Source organism: Klenkia marina (genome assembly GCF_900101025.1).
Classification (GTDB): domain Bacteria; phylum Actinomycetota; class Actinomycetes; order Mycobacteriales; family Geodermatophilaceae; genus Klenkia; species Klenkia marina.
On the sequence record NZ_FMUH01000001.1, the window covers coordinates 798,590 to 818,465 of the forward strand.

General features: G+C 73.8%; 11 protein-coding genes. 5 read left to right on the forward strand and 6 right to left on the reverse strand.

Translation table 11 applies throughout. From position 1 onward, the window contains the following. Nucleotides 1–54 precede the first annotated feature (54 nt). Nucleotides 55–1,293: a glycosyl hydrolase family 28-related protein gene (locus tag BLP29_RS03980; protein ID WP_133379003.1), complete on the reverse strand. Its 1,239-nt coding sequence runs from the start codon at nucleotides 1,291–1,293 to the stop codon at nucleotides 55–57. 206 nt (nucleotides 1,294–1,499) lie between these two features. On the opposite strand from BLP29_RS03980, the gene BLP29_RS03985 reads away from it, so the two are divergent. The 4 genes from BLP29_RS03985 to BLP29_RS04000 are packed head-to-tail and all read left to right on the forward strand — an operon-like array spanning nucleotide 1,500 to nucleotide 6,532. Beyond that, entirely contained in the window at nucleotides 1,500–3,185 is a 1,686-nt protein-coding gene (locus BLP29_RS03985) for a GumC domain-containing protein (protein ID WP_133379005.1), read from the forward strand. After that, complete coding sequence (locus tag BLP29_RS03990) at nucleotides 3,178–4,071, forward strand: glycosyltransferase family 2 protein (protein ID WP_092799928.1); 894 nt, start codon at nucleotides 3,178–3,180, stop codon at nucleotides 4,069–4,071. The genes BLP29_RS03985 and BLP29_RS03990 overlap by 8 nt, the downstream gene beginning before the upstream one ends. Continuing rightward, nucleotides 4,068–5,417: an oligosaccharide repeat unit polymerase gene (locus tag BLP29_RS03995; protein ID WP_133379007.1), complete on the forward strand. Its 1,350-nt coding sequence runs from the start codon at nucleotides 4,068–4,070 to the stop codon at nucleotides 5,415–5,417. The genes BLP29_RS03990 and BLP29_RS03995 overlap by 4 nt, the downstream gene beginning before the upstream one ends. Before the next feature lie 8 nt (nucleotides 5,418–5,425). Beyond that, a complete protein-coding gene (locus tag BLP29_RS04000; protein WP_092800808.1) occupies nucleotides 5,426–6,532 on the forward strand; it encodes a glycosyltransferase family 4 protein in 1,107 nt (368 codons plus the stop codon). On the opposite strand, the gene BLP29_RS04005 is transcribed toward BLP29_RS04000, so the two are convergent. The 4 genes from BLP29_RS04005 to BLP29_RS04020 form a co-directional block, all read right to left on the reverse strand. Continuing rightward, nucleotides 6,505–7,323, reverse strand: coding sequence for a class I SAM-dependent methyltransferase (locus BLP29_RS04005; protein ID WP_092799932.1), 819 nt, complete (start codon nucleotides 7,321–7,323; stop codon nucleotides 6,505–6,507). The two genes, BLP29_RS04000 and BLP29_RS04005, sit on opposite strands and share 28 nt — an antisense overlap. Before the next feature lie 117 nt (nucleotides 7,324–7,440). After that, entirely contained in the window at nucleotides 7,441–8,547 is a 1,107-nt protein-coding gene (locus tag BLP29_RS04010; RefSeq protein ID WP_243469676.1) for a glycosyltransferase, read from the reverse strand. Between the two features lie 22 nt (nucleotides 8,548–8,569). Further along, on the reverse strand, nucleotides 8,570–10,099 hold the full coding sequence (locus BLP29_RS04015; protein WP_133379009.1) for a glycosyl hydrolase family 28-related protein: 1,530 nt from the start codon (nucleotides 10,097–10,099) through the stop codon (nucleotides 8,570–8,572). A 238-nt stretch (nucleotides 10,100–10,337) separates the two neighbouring features. Continuing rightward, complete coding sequence (locus BLP29_RS04020) at nucleotides 10,338–10,562, reverse strand: hypothetical protein (protein WP_092799938.1); 225 nt, start codon at nucleotides 10,560–10,562, stop codon at nucleotides 10,338–10,340. Between the two features lie 851 nt (nucleotides 10,563–11,413). Here BLP29_RS04020 and BLP29_RS04025 point away from each other — a divergent pair. After that, nucleotides 11,414–12,040, forward strand: a complete 627-nt coding sequence (locus BLP29_RS04025; RefSeq protein WP_165839268.1) for an SUKH-3 domain-containing protein — start codon at nucleotides 11,414–11,416, stop codon at nucleotides 12,038–12,040. Here the strand turns inward: BLP29_RS04025 and BLP29_RS20570 are convergent. After that, nucleotides 12,004–19,854, reverse strand: a complete 7,851-nt coding sequence (locus BLP29_RS20570) for a WXG100-like domain-containing protein (RefSeq protein WP_133379011.1) — start codon at nucleotides 19,852–19,854, stop codon at nucleotides 12,004–12,006. The two genes, BLP29_RS04025 and BLP29_RS20570, sit on opposite strands and share 37 nt — an antisense overlap. Between the last annotated feature and the right edge of the window lie 22 nt (nucleotides 19,855–19,876).

Sequence of the window (19,876 nt, forward strand, 5' to 3'; positions counted from 1 at the left end):
TCCGGGCGGCCCCACGGCCGCGCCCCGGGGATCGTAGAACCCAGTCGATACCGTTCAGTTCTGGTCGGGTACCTCGTCGCCGTCGCGGGTGATGCCGGTGAGCGCGACGTCGGCGTCGGGCTCGTTCGTGCCGTACTCGGCACCGGGTCCGTCGCCGTCAAGGGACAGGTCGGTCAGCTCGATGCCCGAGACGGAGCCGGCGTCGACGACCACGCCCAGCCACCGGCTCGCGCTGGACCGGGTGTCGGAGACCTCCAGGTCGGAGACGACGACGTCGTCCACGGACCGGTTCTCCGCCCCGCTGTAGACGAGGACGGCGCCGTGGTCGATGGCCTCGTCGGTGTTGGCACCGGTGACGGTGCCGCCCTCGACCCGGACCCCGTCCACCGACGCGGTGTCGTAGCTGCCCTCGGCCGCCACGTACACCCCGGCCGCGGCCGTGCTGGACACCGTGATGTCCGTGTACGTGACGTCGGTGCCGCCGACGACCGAGATCCCGCGCGCGTCGGTGCCCTCGACCACGGGCGACTCGACCCGGATGCGGGCGCACGGGTCGCCGTCCTGGGCGTAGGACACCACGGCCACACCGTCGTCGCCGACGTCGCGGACCACCGGCTGCAGCACCTCGCCGTCGGAGGCGCCGGCGGTGATGTGGACCCCGTCGGCACGGGTGCCGCTGACCTGCACACCGTCGAGCACGAAGTCGCGGGTGCCGTAGACGTAGATGCCGGCGGCGGCCGAGCCCTCGACGGTGACGTCGCGCACGACGACCCCGCTGTGGCCGTCGAGCCGGAGCCGCTGCTGCTCGAACGCGTCGAACCGGCGCGACGTCGGCTCGATGGTGAGCGTGACGTCCTGCACGACGACGTCGTCGGCGGCCACGGTGAGCGAGGACTGCTCCTCGTCCGTGGCCAGCAAGGTGCCACCTCCGGTGAGCACCGCCCCCTGCACGGACAGCGTCAGGACGTCGTCGACCGCATAGGTGCGGCCCTCCGACAGCAGCACCGCCCCGCCGGGCCGGACGGCGTCGAAGGCTTCCTGCACCGCGGCCGTGTCGTCGGTTCGCCCGTCGCCCACTGCCCCGTAGTCCTCCACACGGACGGCGTCCGCCGGGTCGTAGGTCGCGTCGTCGGAGCCGCCGCGTACGACCAGCCACCAGACGAGCCCGGCGGCCAGCAGGGCGACGACCACGCCGACCGCGACGAGCACCCGTCGGGGCCGGCGTCGGGACGGCGGCGCGGTCGCCGCGTCGGGGTCCTGGGGCGGAGCGGTCGAGCTGCCGGTGGCGGCCATGGGGCACTGTCCCGTCGTCGGATGGGGCCGTGGGTCGTCGTGCGGCTCTGCACACACCTTGCTGCGCCGGGGGGCGCACGGAACCTGCCGCGGCGGCCGGTCGTGGATACTCGAGGGGCCCGGCCTCCGCCACGGGGCGGTTCGGCGTTCCGGTGACCATACCGCGCGTTGCACGACGACGGCCGGGACGAACAGGAGCCACGATCGTGACCAGCCAAGCCGCACCCGGCGTCGACGCGTCGTCGGCCGACGACTCCGCCCGCCGGGCCGGCAGCTCCGGTCGTCGGCGCCGCGCCCTCGTCGGCGCCCTCGTCGGGGCAGTGGTGTTCGGCGCCGTCGGCGGCGTGCTGGCCGCCACCGCCGACCCCGAGGTGAGCGCGTCCGCCCTCGTGCAGAGCTACCCGGACCCGGCATCGGTGGAGAACCCGACCACCGGTGTCGTGGACGGCGACCAGGCGGCCCGCAACGCCACCTACGTCGAGACCGAACTGGTGTCCCTCAACAGCGCCGACCTCGCCGAACAGGTCGCGGCCGCGGTCGGCGAGCCGGTGTCCGACGTGCAGCTGGAAGCGGTGCGCGTCGGCGACTCCAACGTCATCACGATCACCGCCACCGCGGGCACCGCGGCGGAGGCGTCCGCGGAGGCCCAGTCCGCCGCCGACCTGTACGTGGCTGGCCGGCAGCAGCGACTGGCCGACCGGATCACCGGGCTGCAGACCACCGTCGAGTCGCAGATCACGGCCAACCAGCAGGCCCTGGACGCCCTGCCCGTCCCGCCGACCGACGGCGTGGACGTCAACGAGCAGCAGCGGGCCGCCCTGGCCCAGCAGAACGTGGAGCTCCTCGGGGCCCGCGACACCCTGCAGCGGGCCGCCGCCGACACCGGACAGGTCGCCGGCATCATCCAGCAGGCCACGGCTCAGCCCACCGGGGCACTGTCCACCGCGGTGCTGACGGTGGTGGGTACCGCCCTCGTCGGCGCCCTCCTCGGCGGCGTGCTGGCACCGGTGGCGTCCTCGCTGCGCGGCCGGGTCCGCGATGCCCAGGACGTCACCGGGCTCGGCGTCCCGGTGCTCACCCCGGGCCTCCCCGTCGTCGCCCGCGGCCGGCGCGCGGGTGACCTGCGCCGGGCCGTGCAGCTGCAGGGTCTGCAGCTCCCCGACGGCCCGGTCAACGGCGGCAGCCTGGCCGTGGTCGGCCCCGGCCCGGGCGTCGGGACGACCTTCACCGCGGTGGCGCACGCCCGGCACGCCGCCGTCCGCCGGCCCACCCTCCTGGTCACCTACGACCTCGACGAGGCCACCGAGCTGCTCGGTGGCCTCCACGAGCCGTCCGTGCTGCTGCTGGGCGGACGGATCGACACCTCGGGCCACGGCATCCCGGACGACCGCCCCAGCGAGGTGCCGGTGCGCCGGACCCGGTCGGTCCCCGGCCTCGCCGTGCTCGAGGTGCCCGCAGGCAGCAGCATCGCCGACCTGGTGCCCAGCGGCCTCGCCGATGCGGCGTCGGCCGCCGGGTGGGCGGTGGTCGTCGATGCGCCGCCGCTCGACCGTTCCGACGAGCCCCTGCGCGCGGCGTTGCAGTGCCGGGAGACCGTCGTCGTGACGACCGTCGGGTCCAGCCGGATCGCCGACGTCGACCGCGCCGTGCAGATCCTCCACGGCGCGGGCGCCACCCCGGCCGGCATCGTGGTGAACCACGCGCCGCGCGGCCGCCGTACCGGGCGTCGCTCCGCCGCACCCGGTACCGGTGCCACGACCGAGCAGCCACCCGCTGTCGAGCCGGGTGCCGCCCTCGACCCGGTCACCGCGCCCGACCCCGTCGAGGACACCGGCCGGCTGCCGGTGCTCCCCGCCGAGGACCGGACCAGCCTCCCCGGCACCCGTGCCTGAGGCCGCTGCCCCCGTCCTCTCCCTGGTGGTGAGCACGGTGGGCCGTCCCGAGGAGTTCGCCCGGCTGGTCGACTCGCTGGTGCGCACCGCCCCCACCGGTCAGGTCGAGCTGGTGGTCTGCGACCAGAGCGCCGACCAGTCCTGCGCCACCCTGCTGGCCGAGCTCGACCCGCCGCTGCCCTGGCAGGCGACCACATCGGGCCGCGGCGCCTCGGTGGGTCGCAACGCCGGGCTGGAGCTCGCGCGCGGCAGCCTGCTGGGGTTCCCGGACGACAACTGCTGGTTCCCGCCCGGGGCGCTGGAGCGGGTGCTGGCCACCTTCGCCGCCGAGCCCGACCTCGCCGGGCTCTCCGGTCAGCAGCAGACCCTCGACGGCCGCCCGTCGATGCTGCGCTGGCCCGGGAAGGGCGGGCCGGTCACCCGGACCAACTTCATGAAGACCTCGATCATGAGCACCATGTTCTTCCGGCGCGACCGGCTGGACCAGGTGGGTCGGTTCGACGAGGGCATGGGGGTCGGCTCGGCCGGCTGGTACGGGGCCGGCGAGGAGTCCGACCTGCTGCTGCGGGTGCTCGACGACGGCGGGGCGGTCCGCTACGACCCGGCCCTGGTGGTGCTCCAGGACGAGCCGCGCGACGAGGCCGACGACCGGTTCGTGGCCAAGATGCTGCGCTACGGCTGCGGCAACGGGCACCTGTGGCGGCTGCACCGCCTCCCCCGCTGGCTGCTCGTCTGGTACTCGGCGCGCAAGGCCGTGGGCGCGGCGGTGCGGCTGTCCCGTGGCGAGCGGGCCCTGGCCCGCGCCGACGTCGCCTACCTGCGGGGCACGTGGGCCGGCTGGGTGGATCGTCGACCGGGGGACTGGCCGGTCGGGACCGGGTCGTGACCAGCCCGGCCCGGCTGACGGCGCCGTGGTGGATCACCCCGGCCGGCGCCCTGTCGCTGCTGGTCCCGGTCACCCTGCTGCTCACCTGGCGGCTGGACGACCAGGCCTTCCGGTTGTTCTACCGCAGCTCCAAGTCGGTCACCGACAGCACGCTGCTGCTGATCGCGGTCGCGGCCCTCGTGCTGGCCGGGGTGGCCACCGCCACCGCCGTCCTGGCGCCCCGCAGCCGACGGGCGCTCATCCCGGTCCCCGGCGTCGTGCCCGACCGGCTCGCCGCTGCGGCGCAGGGCCTGTTCTGGGTCACGGTGGGCGGCTACGTGCTCTACACAGGCGCGGGCATCGCCAACGGGCTGGACCCGGCGGCCGTCGTCCAGGCCCTGGTGACCCAGGAGAACTACAGCGGCCAGGCCAAGGAGGCCCTGCAGGGCATCGCCGGGGTCACCAGCCTCACCCAGGTCGGCATCGCCTTCGTGGTCGTGGCGACCTGGGTGCTGGTCACCCGGTGGGAGCGGCGCCTGGCCTGGCAGCTGGCGGTGGTGCTGCTGCTCAGCCTCGTCCGGTCGTTCGTGGCCAGTGAGCGGCTGGCCCTGGTCGAGGTCGCCGTCCCCGCGGTGGCGATCGTCGTGCTGGCCGCCGCGAGGTCACGGGTGCGCGCCCGCCGGCTGGCCGCGTCGTTGGCCCCGGTCGTGCTCACGCCCCTGGTGTTCGTCCTCTTCGCCGCGTTCGAGTACTCCCGCAGCTGGCAGTTCTTCAAGACCCGGACCGACGAGTCGTTCCCGGTCTTCGCACTGATCCGCCTGGTCGGCTACTACGCCACCTCGTACAACAACGGGCAGCTGCACCTGGACCACGACCCGTTCCCCGGCCGGCTGCCGCTGGACTCGGTCGCTGCGTTCTGGACCGCACCCGGCATCAGCCAGCTCGACCTGTACGACCGCCTGTCGGCCCCTGCGCCGGCGGTGTCCCAGGACGTCCTCGAGCGGTTCGGCAACCCCGAGTTCAACAACCCCGGTGGGTTCACCACCCCGTTCGTGGACTTCGGCACCGTCGGCGGGCTGCTCTTCTTCGTGGTGGTCGGGGTGGTCATCGGACTCCTGTTCCGCGGCTTCCTCGAGGGGTCACCGGTCGGGGCGCTGCTCTACCCGATGGTCGTCACCGGCCTGTTCGACCTGCCCCGGTACCTGTACTGGACGCAGGGCCGCGTAGTCCCCGCCGTGCTGGCCCTGCTCGTCGTCGCCCTGTACGTGGGGCGCCCGGCGACGAAGCGACGGGCGCCGCACCTGCGCTCCGCCCGGGACCGGCTACCCACGCCCGCGCACGCCGTCCTGGTGGGTGGCCGACGGTGACCCGTCCGATGCGGTGGCTCCTCATGGCCGGCCACGTCCCGGGCAGCACCCGCGGCGGCGGCATCGTCCGCTACACCGTGGAGCTGGCCCGCGCCCTGCATCGGCGTCCCGACGTCGACCTGCACCTGCTGGTCGCCCCCGACGCCGTCGACGGCCTCACCGACCTGGTCGGTTCCCGCGACCGGCTGCTGGTGCTGCCCGCGCTGCCCGGGCCCGCCGTCCCGGCCTACGAGCGGGCCGCCCTGGGCCTGCGGCTGCGCGGCCGGTACGACGTCGTGCAGGGCGTCAAGCACCTGCTGCCGCGCGGCCTCGGACGCACGCACGGAGTCCTCACGATCCACGACATGCTGCTGGTCGACCGCCCTCAGGACTTCGGGGCGGCCAAGCGCACGCTGCTGCAGCTCCCCTACGCCGGGTCGATCCGGGGGGCGGACACCCTGGTGTGCGTCAGCAGCGCCACCCGCGACCGGCTGACCGCGTTCGACCCGCGCACCGCTGCCCGCAGCACCGCCGTCCCCCTGGCCACCAGCCCGACGCTGCTGACCGCCGCGCCCCGGCCGGTCGACGGGCTCGGGGGCCGGCCGTTCGCGCTGGTGGTGGGTGACACCCAGCCGCGGAAGAACCTGCCGACCGTGATCACCGCCTGGCGCCAGGTCGTGGCGCAGCGCCCCGACGCGGTGCTGGTGCAGGTCGGTCCGCCGCCGTGGGGCGCCGAGGCCTACGGGCCAGACTTCGACCCGCTGGTCGCGTCGGGCCACCTGCGGCAGCTCCAGGGCGTCGACGACGGCACCCTGCGCTGGGCCTACGAGAACGCCGCGGTCGTGCTGGCGCCCAGCCTCGCGGAGGGCTTCGGGTTGCCGGCGGCCGAGGCGCTCGACCTGGGCGCCCCGCTGGTCACCTCGACCGACGCGGCGCTGGTGGAGGTCAGCGGCGCGCGGGCCCAGCACCTCCCGGCCGAGGACGTCGACGCCTGGGCGACCGCCGTCCTGGACCACCTGGGCCGCCCCCGTCCCGACGTCGCCGCCCGGGCCGACCGCCGCACCTGGGACGACGTGGCCGAGGGGACGGTGGCCGCCGTGCGCCGGGGTCAGGCCGGACGCACACCCTCGACGTAGAGGCTCTCGTCCCGCCGGTGCGGGGAGTCCGGTGACGGGTCGACCCGGCCGGCGCCGTAGGTGGACACCGCCACCTCGACGAACCCGGCGGCGCGCAGCAGCTCGGTGAGGGTCTCGGCGTCCCAGATCGACACGTGCCCGTGGTCGTAGACCACCTCGGCCAACGCCAGCAGGTCGGTGGGTCGGCCCGGCCGCACCACGCTGAGCAGGTCCGCCCCCTGGTTGCCGGAGCGGCGGGCGGCGTAGTCGACCGCGTAGCGGCCGAAGTCGGGCACGCTGACCCGCAGCACGCCGCCGGGGCGCAGCAACCGGAACGCCTGGTCCATCGCGGCCAGGCCCACCGGCGCCGGCAGGTGCTCCAGCACGTGCTCGAGGAACACCCCGTCGACCGAGCCGTCGGGCAGCGGGAGCGGACGGCGGAGGTCCCAGACGACGTCGGGGTGCACGCCCCACAGCGCGTGGAGCCCCCACAGGTCGATGTTCACCCAGCCCGCGGCGTTGTAGGTGCCGCTGCCCAGGTTGAGCAGCAACCGGTCCCCGCGGCCGTGCAGCTCGGCGAGCCGGCGGGTGGCGCGGCGGGCCAGCAGCCGGGTGCCCACCACCTTGGCGGCGGCGCGCTGGCGTGGACCGACGAGCGACCGGACCGCACCGGCCACCGACCCGACGCCGACCGCCGGCGCGGGTTCGGTGCCGGGCGCGAGGTAGCTGCGCAGGCCCTCGCGGGGCACGGTGAGGTGCGGGTGGGGGGGCAGCTCACCGGGCGTCGCCGGGGCGGTCTGGTGCTCGTCCACGTAGGTCCTCCTCCACCCCGTCGCTCGACCTGCCGACGGCAGCGGGCGGACCGGGTGCGGCGAACCTAGACCGGGCGTACCGCTCGCCGACACCCGTCGTGACCCGGCCGGGTGAGCTCAGCCGGCGAGCACCTCGGCCACGACCTCGCGCATGCGGTCGCGGAAAGCGGCCCGGGAGAACGACTCGGCGTGCCGCCGGATCGCCGTGGCGTCGTAGCGGGCCGGGTCGAAGTCGCGCAGGGCGGCGGCCCAGGTGGCGACCTCGTCGCGGGCGTCGACCGGGGGCACCAGCTCACCGGTCACGCCCGGGACGACGGTGTCCTGGGTTCCGCCGGCGTCGACCGCCACGACCGGGGTGCCGCAGGCCTGGGCCTCGACCGGGACGATGCCGAAGTCCTCGACACCGGGCATGAGCAGTGCGGTGCAGCTGCGGAACAGCCGACGCAGCTCGGCGTCGTCGACCCGTCCGACGAACCGGGTGTGCGGCCCGGCGAGCGCCTCGAGCTCGCTGCGGGCCCGGCCCTCGCCGGCGACCACCAGCGGGACCCCGGCCGCCTCGGCGGCGCGCACGGCCAGGTCGGGTCGCTTGTAGGCGACCAGCCGACCGGCCAGCAAGAAGAACTCCTCGCGCGGCACGTCGGGGTCGGGGGTGTAGCTCTCGGTGTCGACAGGCGGGTGCACGACCGTGGCCGGCTGCTGCCACCAGTCGCGGATGCGGGCGACGACGGCGGTGGAGTTGCCCAGCAGGGTGTGCACGCGCGCGGCCGCCCGGACGTCGGCCGGGCGGTACAGGGCGGAGAACGCGGCCAGCCCCGCGCCGCCGACCCGCCCGCCGATCTCGCCGGCCCGCATCGCCGGGTCCCAGGCCCAGCGGGCCGGGGAGTGGACGTAGGAGACGACGGGGGCGTCGGTGGCGTGCACGACCTGGTTGGCGAAGGCGTGGTGGGAGGCGACCACGACGTCGGACGGCGGGACCGGCAACCGGCGCACCGCCGCGGGCAGCACCGGCAGCAGGTGCGCGTAGGTGCGCCCGCGCAGCAGCCGGCTGAGCGCGGTCGTGGTGACCCGGGGCTCGATGTCGGGCGGCATGACCCCGGGCAAGCCGATCGGGGCCAGCACGGGGGCCGCCGGCCACTCCCGGGCCAGCTGCTCGACTACGGCCTCGGACCCGGCGAACTCGGTGAAGCGTTCGTGCACCAGGGTCACACGCGGCGGGGTCGTCACCGCACGAGCCTGCCACGGCGGTCTAGCGGAAGTACCCGCCGGTCCGGACGAGACCCGCTCCGTTGCGCAGGACGGAGGTCACGGCGAAGGTCGTCGAGGACTGGTTGCTCACCAGGGCCGCGGGCCGTCCGTCGCCGGTGATGGCGATGCCGCTCAGCGTGGCGTTCCGGATCCCCGGGGAGGACGCCGAGTCCACGATCAACCCGAGCACCCGGCTGACCGAGGCGCGGTAGCCGCTGACGGTCAGCCCGGTCAGGGTGACGTCGGAGACCAGCTGGTCGGGCGTGCCGTTGTAGACCAGCACCGAGCCGTGGTCGATCGACGTGGCGGCGTTGGCGTTGACGATCGCCCCGCCGCTGACCCGGACCCGGGCGACGCCGGCGGTGCCCCAGCCACCCTCTGCGGCCAGGTAGACGCCGGCGCCGTAGGTGTTGCGCACGTCGATGCCGGTGAAGTCCACGTCGGTGCCGCCGACGACGGACAGCCCGCGCCCACCGGTCGAGCCGTCGACCGAGGGCGAGGTGACCACGATGCGGGCGCAGGGGACGCCGTCCTGACGGTAGGACACGACGGCCACGCCGTCGTCGCCGACGTTGCGGACGACCGGCGACACGACCTGGCCGTCGTGCGAGCCCTGGGTGATGTGGATGCCGTCGGCGCGGGTGTTCATGACCGTCACCCGGTCCAGCACGAAGCCCGAGGTGCCGCCACCCACGTACACGCCGGCGGCGGCCGACCCGTCGACGACGACGTTCCGGACGACGGCACCGGTTGCGCCGTCCAGCCGGAGGCGCTGCTGCTCGTAGGCGTCCCACCGACGGGTGGTGGAGGCGACGGTGAGCGTGATCCCGCTGACGGTCACCCCCGGCGCGGAGACGGTCAGCGACGACGTCGCCTCCCTGGTCGCGCGGAGGGTGCCACCGCCGGTCAGGGTCATGCCGCCCCGGCGGACGGTGAGGACGCGGCTGTGCGCGAACGTCGCACCGGCCGGGAGCATGACGACGTCGCCGTCACCGGCCAGGTCGAATGCGGCCTGCAGCGCGAGCGAGTCGTCGGTGACGCCGTCGCCGACGGCTCCGGTGTCGTAGGGCGAGATGAGCCGGACGGCGCCCTGGGTCGGGGGGTCAGCGTCCACCGGGACGGCCGGCGGGGCGGGCAGGGCGGCGGGCGGCGCCGTCGGGTCAGCGGCAGAAGGGGCGGACCCGGGTGCCGTCGAGGGCTGCGTCGTGGCCGGCGTCGAGGGTCGGCCGGTGGTCGGACGAGCGGCGGTGGGCGTGCTGCCCTGGCTCGCCGACCCGGCCACCGGGGGCCGGGAGGGGTCGGCCACCGCACCGGCGGTCTCGCCGGGCGCAGACGACGTGCCGGGTGCCGAACCGGACGACGCGGCGGCGCCGGTACCGGGCGCGTCGTCGGCGGAGATCAGGACGGGGGCGGCCTCGTCGCCCGGGGACGAGGTGGCGATGGCGGCCACCGGCACGACCACGGCCGCCACGAGCGCAGCCGTCCCCGCGAGCAGGGCTCGACGCACCCGTGATGCCTTGTCCGTGCGCATGGCGTTCCTCCTCTTGGCAGACCTGCACGAGGAGGATCGGCCCGGCGGTGCTGTTGCTTGAGTGACTCGCCGAACTTGTTCCGTCACTGTCGGGAATCAGCCCCTGGCCTCATCCACCCGCCCGCACCGTCACCCTTTCGCGCGAAGGCGGGCCCGGCCTCCCAGGCAGGTTCGGACGGCGCCACCGTCACCCCAGCCCGGAGCGCGACGGAGGTGCACGAATCGACGACGACGCCGGTCAGGGGACCTGGGCGGCAGCCGGCATCTCGGCACGGCTCGACGGCGCACCCCGCATGCCGACGACGGCCGCCACCACTCCCCCGGCGTTGCCGGCGAGCAGGCCAGCCCCGGCGGTGACCACGAGATCGGCACCCGTCGAGCCGAGCAGCAGGCCCGCGACGACGGACACCGCCAGCCCGGTCAGCAGCCCGATGACCAGCAGCCACCACCCGCGCAGCAGCACGTCCCGAACGTCTCTACCCACCCCGACCCCTGCCTGCGTCCCGACGACCCGTACACGGATCAGCTTCGGAACCGTAGCGTCATGGACTGACTACGGAACGCTGCTACCGCGGAAGCGCCGCCGCGTCGCCCCACGCATCCCACCTGCACCGGACCGTCGACGGGCAGCAGGGGCGTGACCCGTCCTGGCGAAGAGCAGCCTGCACGACGGGGTCGCCGTAGGTCGACGACGGCCGGGGGCGGGTTCATGCCGTGTGCCCCGCGTGGCCCATCTCCGACATCGCAGACCGGCTCCGGACGGACAGCTCTCAGCAGCGGTTCTCGGCCGTGGTGCGCGCTCACCTGGAGGAAGCAGGCTGGTTCCCCGGTCGCCGCATCCTGGATGCAGGAGGTGGACGCATTGATCGCCGCACGACCTGGCGTGGACGGCGTGGTGGTGCACGGTGGAGCGAGGTCGACCCTTCGTGAGTTCGGCGGACTGCGCATCGGCGCCGCCGCTGGGCGGGACGTCGAGTTCTTCCCTCACCCGGTGTCCGACGGTCGATGGAGGAGCGCCTCGGTCATCCGTGGCTGGGGCACCCCCGATCACCCAGATCCGGGCACGGCCGGTTCTCGAGTCCGTCGACGCCAGCCCACGTTCCACAGGGTTCTGGACCGGGGCCGGGAGTCGGGCAGGATGCACGCATGATCAGCGAGGACGAGGCCCGGGCGGAGCTCGCCCGTCGTGCGCTCCGCTTCCGAGCTGCGGCCGCAGGACGGGAGAAGGACCTCATCCGGTCCGAGGTCCTGGGAACGGCTGTACCGGATGAGCTCCTGGGTTCGCTCCCGGCGGTCCATGCCGGACTGCGACAGGTGGCCGACGGATGGCTGCTCTGGATCACGAACCACCGGGGCGAGGAGTCCGTCCGCGGTCCCGGTAGGCGGATCCACCTGTTCGAGCACGCAAGGGTGGCCCAGGCGCACCGTTGGCCCAACTGGCCGGTCGATGAGATCGCTGACCGGATCGGTTCGGCTGCGCCCACCGATCGTTTCCCGCCCGTCGCGGTCGCGGTGCTCGAGGACGCCGGATGGTTCCCCGGCCGAGTGCTCCCCGAGGCCGAGATCACGGCGTGGGCTGCCGCTCGCGTCCCCGACGACGACGTCCGACTGCACGACGCCGCTCGGAGAGCCCTGGTGGAGTTCGGCGGGCTCCGGTTGCACTCCGAGGGGGTCTGCGACCTCGAGTTCTTCCCGCACCCGACTCCTGACGTCCGTTGGCGAGAGGCAGCCAGTCTGGCCCACTGGGCCGGATCCGTCCTCTTCCCCGTCGCCGAGGACCGACGACAGCGGGTCGAGGGCTTGGTGGTGGTGCTCGAGGACGGGCCGGGCATCTCGGGAGTCGTGCTCGCCGGTGAGATCGACCAGTACGTCGTCGGCCGCACAGTGGACGAGATGATCATCAACTACGCAACGGGGGCCCCACCGCAGCCGGTCGACTGACCGGGGTCCAGACGCAAGGCGCTGCGGGCAAGCAGCACCTCGGCGGGCGGGAGCACCCGGACCTCTCCTGTCGCCTCCACTCCCCCACCGTTGGTGGGACTCACTGCCAGCTGGGCCATCACCCGACGGCCGAGGCGGTCGATCCGTTCTCCCAGGACGATCATGGTGGCCCACCGGTCGGGATCCGGGTGCAGGGCTTCGCGTGCCCGATCGATGAGCTGGGTCAGGGCCTCGGGGGTGCTCCACCAGAACGGATGGCCCGGGAGCTCGGCCAGCACGAGCACGTCTCGCTGGTCCCGGCTGGTCTCGACCCACCGGGCTGCCACCCACCTCCGCTCACCCCCCGGGGAGTCGACGGGGACGGTCGTCATGGACGTCGATCCGGCGCCGTCCGCCCAGTTCTCGACCCTGGTCGAGCTCGGCCGGAGTTCGTCGTCCTCCTCGGGCCAGTCCCCCGTCGCGTTGGTGATGCGGGCCGCGAAGGATGCGTCGGTCGGTTGGGGGCTCGCCGTCGGCGTCCGGCCATCGGCGGGGTCCACGTCCTCGCGAGCCATCACGCGTTCCCAGTCGAACTCCGCGTTCGCTGCGGCGTGCAGCAGACGGTGCGGGGTTGCCGGGTGAGACGCACGGAGAGCGGACTCGACCACCTCGTGCATCACCAAGGTCACGTCGCTGTCCCGCACCCCGCGGCCGCTCACCAGGCGCGAGAGGGCCGCGATGATCTCGGGGTCCAGGGCGAACCGAGCACGGCGGACGTGCTCGTCACCCAGCTCGCCGATCGAACCGGTGTGCCCCGATCCGAGGGCCCGCGCCACCGACGCCCAGTCGACGAGCAGGTGGTCGTCTGCCGCCAGGTGCCGCAACGCCTGGCGCACATCGGATGGCGTCGGTACGGGTATCCCGAGTTCGACGGCCTTGAGCGCCACCGATCGCGTGATGGCATCAACCGTCCGTCGCTCGTCCGCGAGCATCCCTCCGTACAGGTCGGCGGGTGCCGACGTCCCTGGAGGACCGCGGGAGAACGCAGTCGGGGGCCACGCCTCGATCGGCCGCTCACGCCCGCCCGTCTCGACGGGCGCATCCCGCTGGACGACCGAGCCAGGGTGAACCCTTCGCTCGACGGGAACCCAGTCGGCGACAGGCTGCTCGAGCGGGGCCACCCTCGACGGCACGATCGCTGCGCCGAAGACCGAACCGGGCCCGACCAAGTGCTCACACGTGGAGCACGGCGGGAAGTCCTCGAAACGGAACCGCACGTCCTCAGCACGGCGGTGATCGACCACCAGCCGGCTGACCGAGATCGTCGACCGAGCCACGTGGGCCACGGCAGCGAGCCGCAGCGACTCCGCATCAGCCCACTGCGCCTGGTTGACCGCGTCCGCCTCGAACTGCCACAGAGCATCCGAGAGCACCGCGACCTCGGCGCAGCGACCATGCCCGGGCCCGCGGTGCTCGGGATCGATCCGGTCGAGCGCAGCGGCCATCACCGGGTGCAGGTCCGGCTCACGTGCATGTTCTGCGGCGCCCGCTGTCCTCATCGAGGTGCTCACCGTGACCTCTCCGTCGGGCGAGACGAGGGCTGCAGCTGCGGGGGATACCTGCCGGGCGACGGCACGCACGTTGCCCACCGATCCTGCGGCCATCGCCACGACCGCATCGGCAAGCGCAGCAGACAGAGCACGCGCCGACAGAGAAGCGGCGACTGCTGGGTCACCCCCCTCGTCCAACTGCCCCGCATCCAGGTCGAAGGTCAGCAGCGGCGCCCCCGTTCGGCCGTTCCGGTGCAGGTAGTCGACGAGCAGGCTCACATCCCGCGAACGGCGTCCACCGGACTCGACGGCCGATGCAGCCCCGCCCGATCCTGGCCCGCCGCCGACCTGACCGCCGTCCAGGAACAGGTCCACCCAGACGTCTGAGCCCTGGGCGCGGGTGATGACGGAGTAGCCGCTGTAGGGAGTGGTGTACGGCGGCGGCCAGGCGTGGTGGTCGGCGGTCTGGCCGTCGATCCACTCGACGCCGTCCTCGGTGACGGCCGCGTTGAACCAGTGCCCGCCGTCCCAGTGACCCGTGGGGTCGGCCCAGCCGAGCAGCACGATCGCCACCGTGCCCTCGGGGAGCGAGGCCAGCGCCGCGCCGATGCGTGCATCGGCGTCGTCGGTGAAGTCGGTGGAGAACGTGGCGGACTCCAGCCCCCACCAGTGCCATCCGGGCTGGATCCCGGCCCAGCGCCACATCTCGTTGAGCTCACCCGGATCGGTTCCCCAGATGACGTGGTCATCGAGCACGCGCCCGCCGTTGTCGCCGAACGCGGCCCGCGCATCCCTTCCGTGCAGCAGGTCGGCCACCGCACGGGAGCAGTCGCCGCAGTTGTTGCTCCACGGCGTCCACCGGGCCACGGGGAAGCGGGCGTGGTGCGGGTTCACGAACGGCAGCCACCGCAGGGCGTTCTCGACGGCCTCGCTCACCGACGAGGGGGTCCACCCGGCCACCGCTCTCCTCATGGCCTCCCGTGTCCAGAACCCGGGATCGATGTGCCGTTGCGGTTCGACGTCGGTGCGCAGCACGCCGGGTTCGTCGTGCGCCGGTCGGGCCACCTCGAACTCCGTCACCCGCATGCCGACGAAGCCGTCGTCCGCGAGCACGCCCTGCACTCGGAACTGCCGGACGGCGCCCTGCTGGAGTGCTTTGGTCAGTGAGTCGACGGCCCCCTTGTAGGCCGGGTACGCAGCCAGCTCGTTGCGCAGCTGCCCGATGTCGGACGTCGTCCCCGCCTGTTGCAACCCGGGTCGACTGCCGGCCAGCGCGTCGTTCTCAGCCACGGAGACCGTGACCACGGCGAGGTCGCCGTGGTCGAGCTCGACCAGCACACGCCCGTTCGACTCGGCCAGTGGCTGCACCCCCTGGTCCACGAACTGGGCCACTGCCGGTGCGACGGCGTCCGTCATCCACTTCTCGGCCTGCCGTCGCAACTCAGCCCGTCGCCGAGCCCGTGCCTCCACGGCGGCGGCGTGCTCCTCGGTCCCCGGAGCCGTCTGCAGCTTCTCGTCCTGCTCGGTCGCCCGGAGCCGAGCGAGCGTCTCGACGGAACCGTCGACCAGCTGCACGGCGCTGGGCTCGTTGACCCAGCTGGCGAACGCCTCCGCGGGGATGAGCTCCTCACCCTTCACCCGAGCCAGAGCGCCGGCCCGTCGGGCGTCGACCCACCCCTGGGCCGCATCCCAGACGAGCGTCGGTGCACCGTCCACGCGACGCCGGGCGAGCCCGGGCGCGGCGATCTCGTGCGTGCCCGGGTCGAGCGTGGCCCGCTGCGCCAACCAATGGGATGAAGGCCCCGCCTGCCCGACATCGGGGTCGGTCAGGGCCATGAGCAGGTCACCGAGGAACCTCGAGGTCGCCGGGGTCAGAGGTCCGTCGTCGAGGTGGAACGCGCCCACGGTCCACATCTGCAGGGGCCGATCGGGGTCCGTACGCGCCCAGGGGTTCAGGCCGGTGTTGACCCGCACCGAGGACCCGTCGGCCAGCAGGAGCACCTGTCCGGGCAGGACGCCGTCCGCGCCCTCCCACAGGACGGCGGGGTCCGCCTCGGCGAGGACGTGCTGCCATGCGGCACCGCCGTCCGCCCCGACGGCGAGCGGCCCGGTCAGCGCTGGCGGTTGCGCAACCTCGCCCGGTCCTCCGAGGTCGCCGACATGCCCAGCTCCCGGCCCTCCTGGTTGCGGCACATCTCCAGCAGGCGTTCCGGGCTCGGCAGCGTCGTCCCCTTCAACCGGGCCAGTTCCTCCGCCTGCTCCCGCGTGGCCGGCTCCAGCAGCACGTACGGGTCCTCGTCCGCCTGGTGCGCGATCTCGCTCGCGCTCACCGGGTCCCAGATCCAGGTGTGGCTCGGTACGTCGAACAAGATCGTCTCCTGCCCCCCGTCCACCACCCAGTGGCTGGCCAGGATCTGCTTGGTCCCCAGCTTCCGCCAGGTCGCTATCCGATAGGTGAAGACCTTCTCTTCTTCCCGTTGTTCGGCCTCCAGCTGCACCAGCATGTCCAGACGCTCCGGTCCCGGGTCGTCTGGAAGCTCCTGGTATGAGGCCGTCGGAAGCCCGGCGCGCTGGTCCATCACCCGGAACCTCTCCCACATGGCCCGGTCCTTCTGCCGGGTCCGTTCCCACAGAGGCCACCCCGGGTGATTCGGGTCCGTCATCGTTGCTCTCCTTCGGTGCCGACGTGGCGGGTGTCGTCTGAGCGCCCAGGGCGTCAGCTATGTGCTGTGCGGTCTCAGCCGAGACCTTCGCTCGCATCAAGGCCGCGGCTACGGACCCGAATTTGCTTTCCGCGGTGGCCAGGAATGCCGCGGCAAGGCGAGGTTCCTTCTTGAAGATCTGTGTCGGCCCATTGGCTTTCACCGGCCCGAGTAGGTCCAGACCTGCAGGGAGATGCGCCTCTACCCCTTCGGCTCGGACGATGTCCAGGATCCTGCCGAGCGCAACCACCCGTTCGAACGGGTCGCCCTTCGTGAAGCGCAGGGTCTCGTAGAAGTCATGGGTCCGCTTGCCGACGGCCCAGGACTGCGGGGTCGGGAACTGCATCTCCACCCGCTGGCCTGTCGTGGCGTGCGTCATCACGACCAGCAGTCCGTGGTGCCGGTTGCCGATGGCCCAGGTGTTGCGCCAGTCGTCGTGGGTCTCGCCGGGACCCGGGTCCTCAGGAGCAGCCCATCCGAGTGCCCGGAAGGCCCGCAGCGCCTCCAGCACGGATTCGCCGTAGCGGTCGGGGTCGATCTGCAGCGAGAACCGCACGAGGTCGTCCATCGACCAGATCGACGCGGCGAAGGTCGAACCACCCTGGATCGACGGCTGGATCTTCCTGGCTGCCGACTCCAGGCTCTTGACCGCGTTGACCAGTCCCACGGCCTCGGGCGCGGGCAGCCCCTGCTCCTGCAGCCGGGCGAAGACATCCACCATCTGGTCCTGCACCAGGTCAGCCCACACCTGGCCGTGCGCCACCGCCTCCATCAGGTACCGCCGCAGCGGCTCCGGCATGCCGTCGTACAGCTCCTGCTCCGGCGTGGGCGGAGGGACGGGCGGGTCTCCTGCACCGTTTTCGGGAGCGGACGTCGGCCCGGTCTGCGGGACACCGGAGTCGGACCCCGGACCGGCCGTTACGCCGGTGGGCTCACCAGAACCGAGCCCGGGCTCACCATCGAGGCGTCCTCCGGGTGCAGGAACAGCCCGACTTGCACCCCCGCTGGTGTCTGACGGGTGTGCAGATCGAAGGAGCGGATGCGGACCGGCGTCCCGTTCGCCTCGACGTGCAGCGTCGTCCCCGTCACCGGGACGTCGCCCTCCTCCAGGATCCCCACGGCCGTCGGCCCCATCCCCGTGAGCTGGAACGTCCTGGCCACGGTGAAGCGCACCGGCACCGTCATCGTTCGTCCTTCCCTCGCCGGACGTCATCCCGGCCCGCTGCGCCGACCCCGAACTCTCCGTGTCGGTCCTGATCCTCGCGCCGCCCCCGGTCGGTGCCGCGACGCGGGCTGCTTTGCGGCCGGCGATCTCGCGCAGCGCGTACTCGCGGGCTCGGACCCGCGACGTCCGTTGCGACTCGGTCTGCGCCGACTGGTGCAGCAAGGCCTGCTCGACGTCGGACCGGCTGACCGGGCCGCCACCGCCCGTCGCCGCGATCGCCGTGAGGTCAGCCGCCAGCCGGTCGAGCGACGCCTCGATCCGGTCGGCGCGAGCGGGCGCCACCGCGACGGTCTCCGTCGGCGTCACCTCTGCCGCCGGGTCGACCGAGGTCCCCGCCTCCGCTGCGGGGTCGGACGGTTTCCCGGTCGGTGCCGCGGTCGCCGGACCGGACGTCGACTCCGCGTCGGCCGTCACCGAACCCGGCCGGGGGGTGCCCGTCGGGGCCGCGCTCGTCGTCGGGCCCTCGGCCTGAGCTGCTGCCGCCGACGCCTGCGCCGACGTGGCCTGCGCCGACGCGGCCGGGGCTGAGGTGGGAGCAGCCCCCACCGGGCTTCCCTGGGCCGCGACGGGTGCGGTATCGACCGGGGCGGACGACTGCGCCGCGGGGGACGTCGACCCGGCAGCTCCTGGCTCCTCGGTGGTCGAGTGCGCGTCGGCGGGGGCCAGGCCGGCTCCCGTCGCCCCCGCCCCGCGCTCGGTCGGGGACGCGTGCGCGCTCCCCTGCGTCTGACCCGACGAGGACGACGACGCCGAGCCCGTCGACGATCCGGGCGAGGCCGACTGGCTCGCGGGCGACTGGATCGAGGACGGCGAGGAGGACGACGGTGCGGGGGCCACGGACGCCGACGCCGGACCGGCCGCCGCACTCGACCCGACCGGAGTGGCCGCGACCGGGGCGAAGGAGACCGGGGCGGAGGAGACCGGAGCGGAGGAGACCGGAGCTGCCACGGCCGGGGCTGCGGGCGGCGACGTCGTGGTGGTCGGGGACGCGGTGGCAGCGGCCGGCTGGGCGGCGAGCGGAGAACCGGTCGTCGTCCCCGCCGTGGTGGAACTGCCCCCGGTGGCCGCCGCAGCCGTCATCCGCCCGGTCGCGGGGGTCGACGACGGTGCCGTGCTCGACGGTGCGGTGCCGGTCACGCCGCGCGCTGGTGACGTCCTCCCGTGGACGTCCGTGCCGGGCGTCGTCGTCACGGACGTCGTCCCCGCGGCGGACGCGGCCCCCGCAGCGGTCGTCGTGCCCTGCTGCGCCAGGTGCCCGGCCAACGCGTCGACGTGCACCTGGGCCAGGGTCTGGACCGGGTGCACGGCGGCGTAGAGCACGGCCGGGTTGGTCGGGCTGACCGTGCCGTACCGGCCCATCGCGCCCAGGGCCGCCATCCCGAAGACGGACCCGTCGAGCGCCGGGAACCCCTGCCCGGTCAGCAGGCTCGCCGCGATGCCACCGGCCGGTGACGCGACCGCGTTGGTGCCCGCGGTGGCGGCGAGCCCACCCGTGTGCCGGATCCCGAAGTTGCCGGTGCGGGCCAGCCGTCCCCCGTCGGCGCCCAGACCGGCGACGGCGCTGACCCGTGGTGACCGGCGCAGGCGGGCGAACACCGGCGCGACCAGCCCGGCACCGGCCGCTCCGCCGAACCCGCCCCCCAGGCCGGCCTGCACCGTCGAGAGCACGTTCCAGTCGGTGCGGCTGCCGTCGGCCATCTGCCACGCCTGGGTGGTGACGTCGATGACGAGCTCCTCGAGCACCTCCTCGGCGATCTCGTACGCGAGGTGCCGCCCGGTCGAGTGCGCCGCGACCCGGCCGGCGAGCGCGACCGTCTGCTCGGTGACGGCGCGGCGCACCCCCTCCACGAGCGCCTTGCGGCCGGCGGCCTCGGCCAGCTTGTCCAGCGCAGCGATGACCGCCTGCCGGGCCGTGCTCGCGATGGGCCCGAGCCCCGCCAAGGACAGTCCCCCGGCCCAGGCCATGACGACCGCGATGACCGCCGCCATCGCGGCCACCGCGACGGCCACGTTGACCGACACCTTCGCGTACTGCAGCTCGACCCCGAACCCGCTGGTCTGCTGCGCGATGGCCACCGCGTTCTGGATGTGGCCGGGCAAGCCGAACTCCGGCGACCCGAGCAGCTTGCGGGCCAGGTCGTCGAACCCCTCCGCAGCCGGGGCGTCCCAGGCAGCGAGGAGGTCGGCCGCTGCTGCCTGCAGCCCCTCGGACGCCGCGCCCAGGCCGTCGGCCAGGTCGATCCACTCCTGGGACAGCTCCCAGACCGCCGTCTCGCTGCCCTCGGGCCAGGCCGACCCGGCGAAGATCATCGACAGCAGGTCGTTCCAAATGCCGTCACCGTCGGCGCCCAGCCACATGAAGGGGTTGACGACGTCGTCG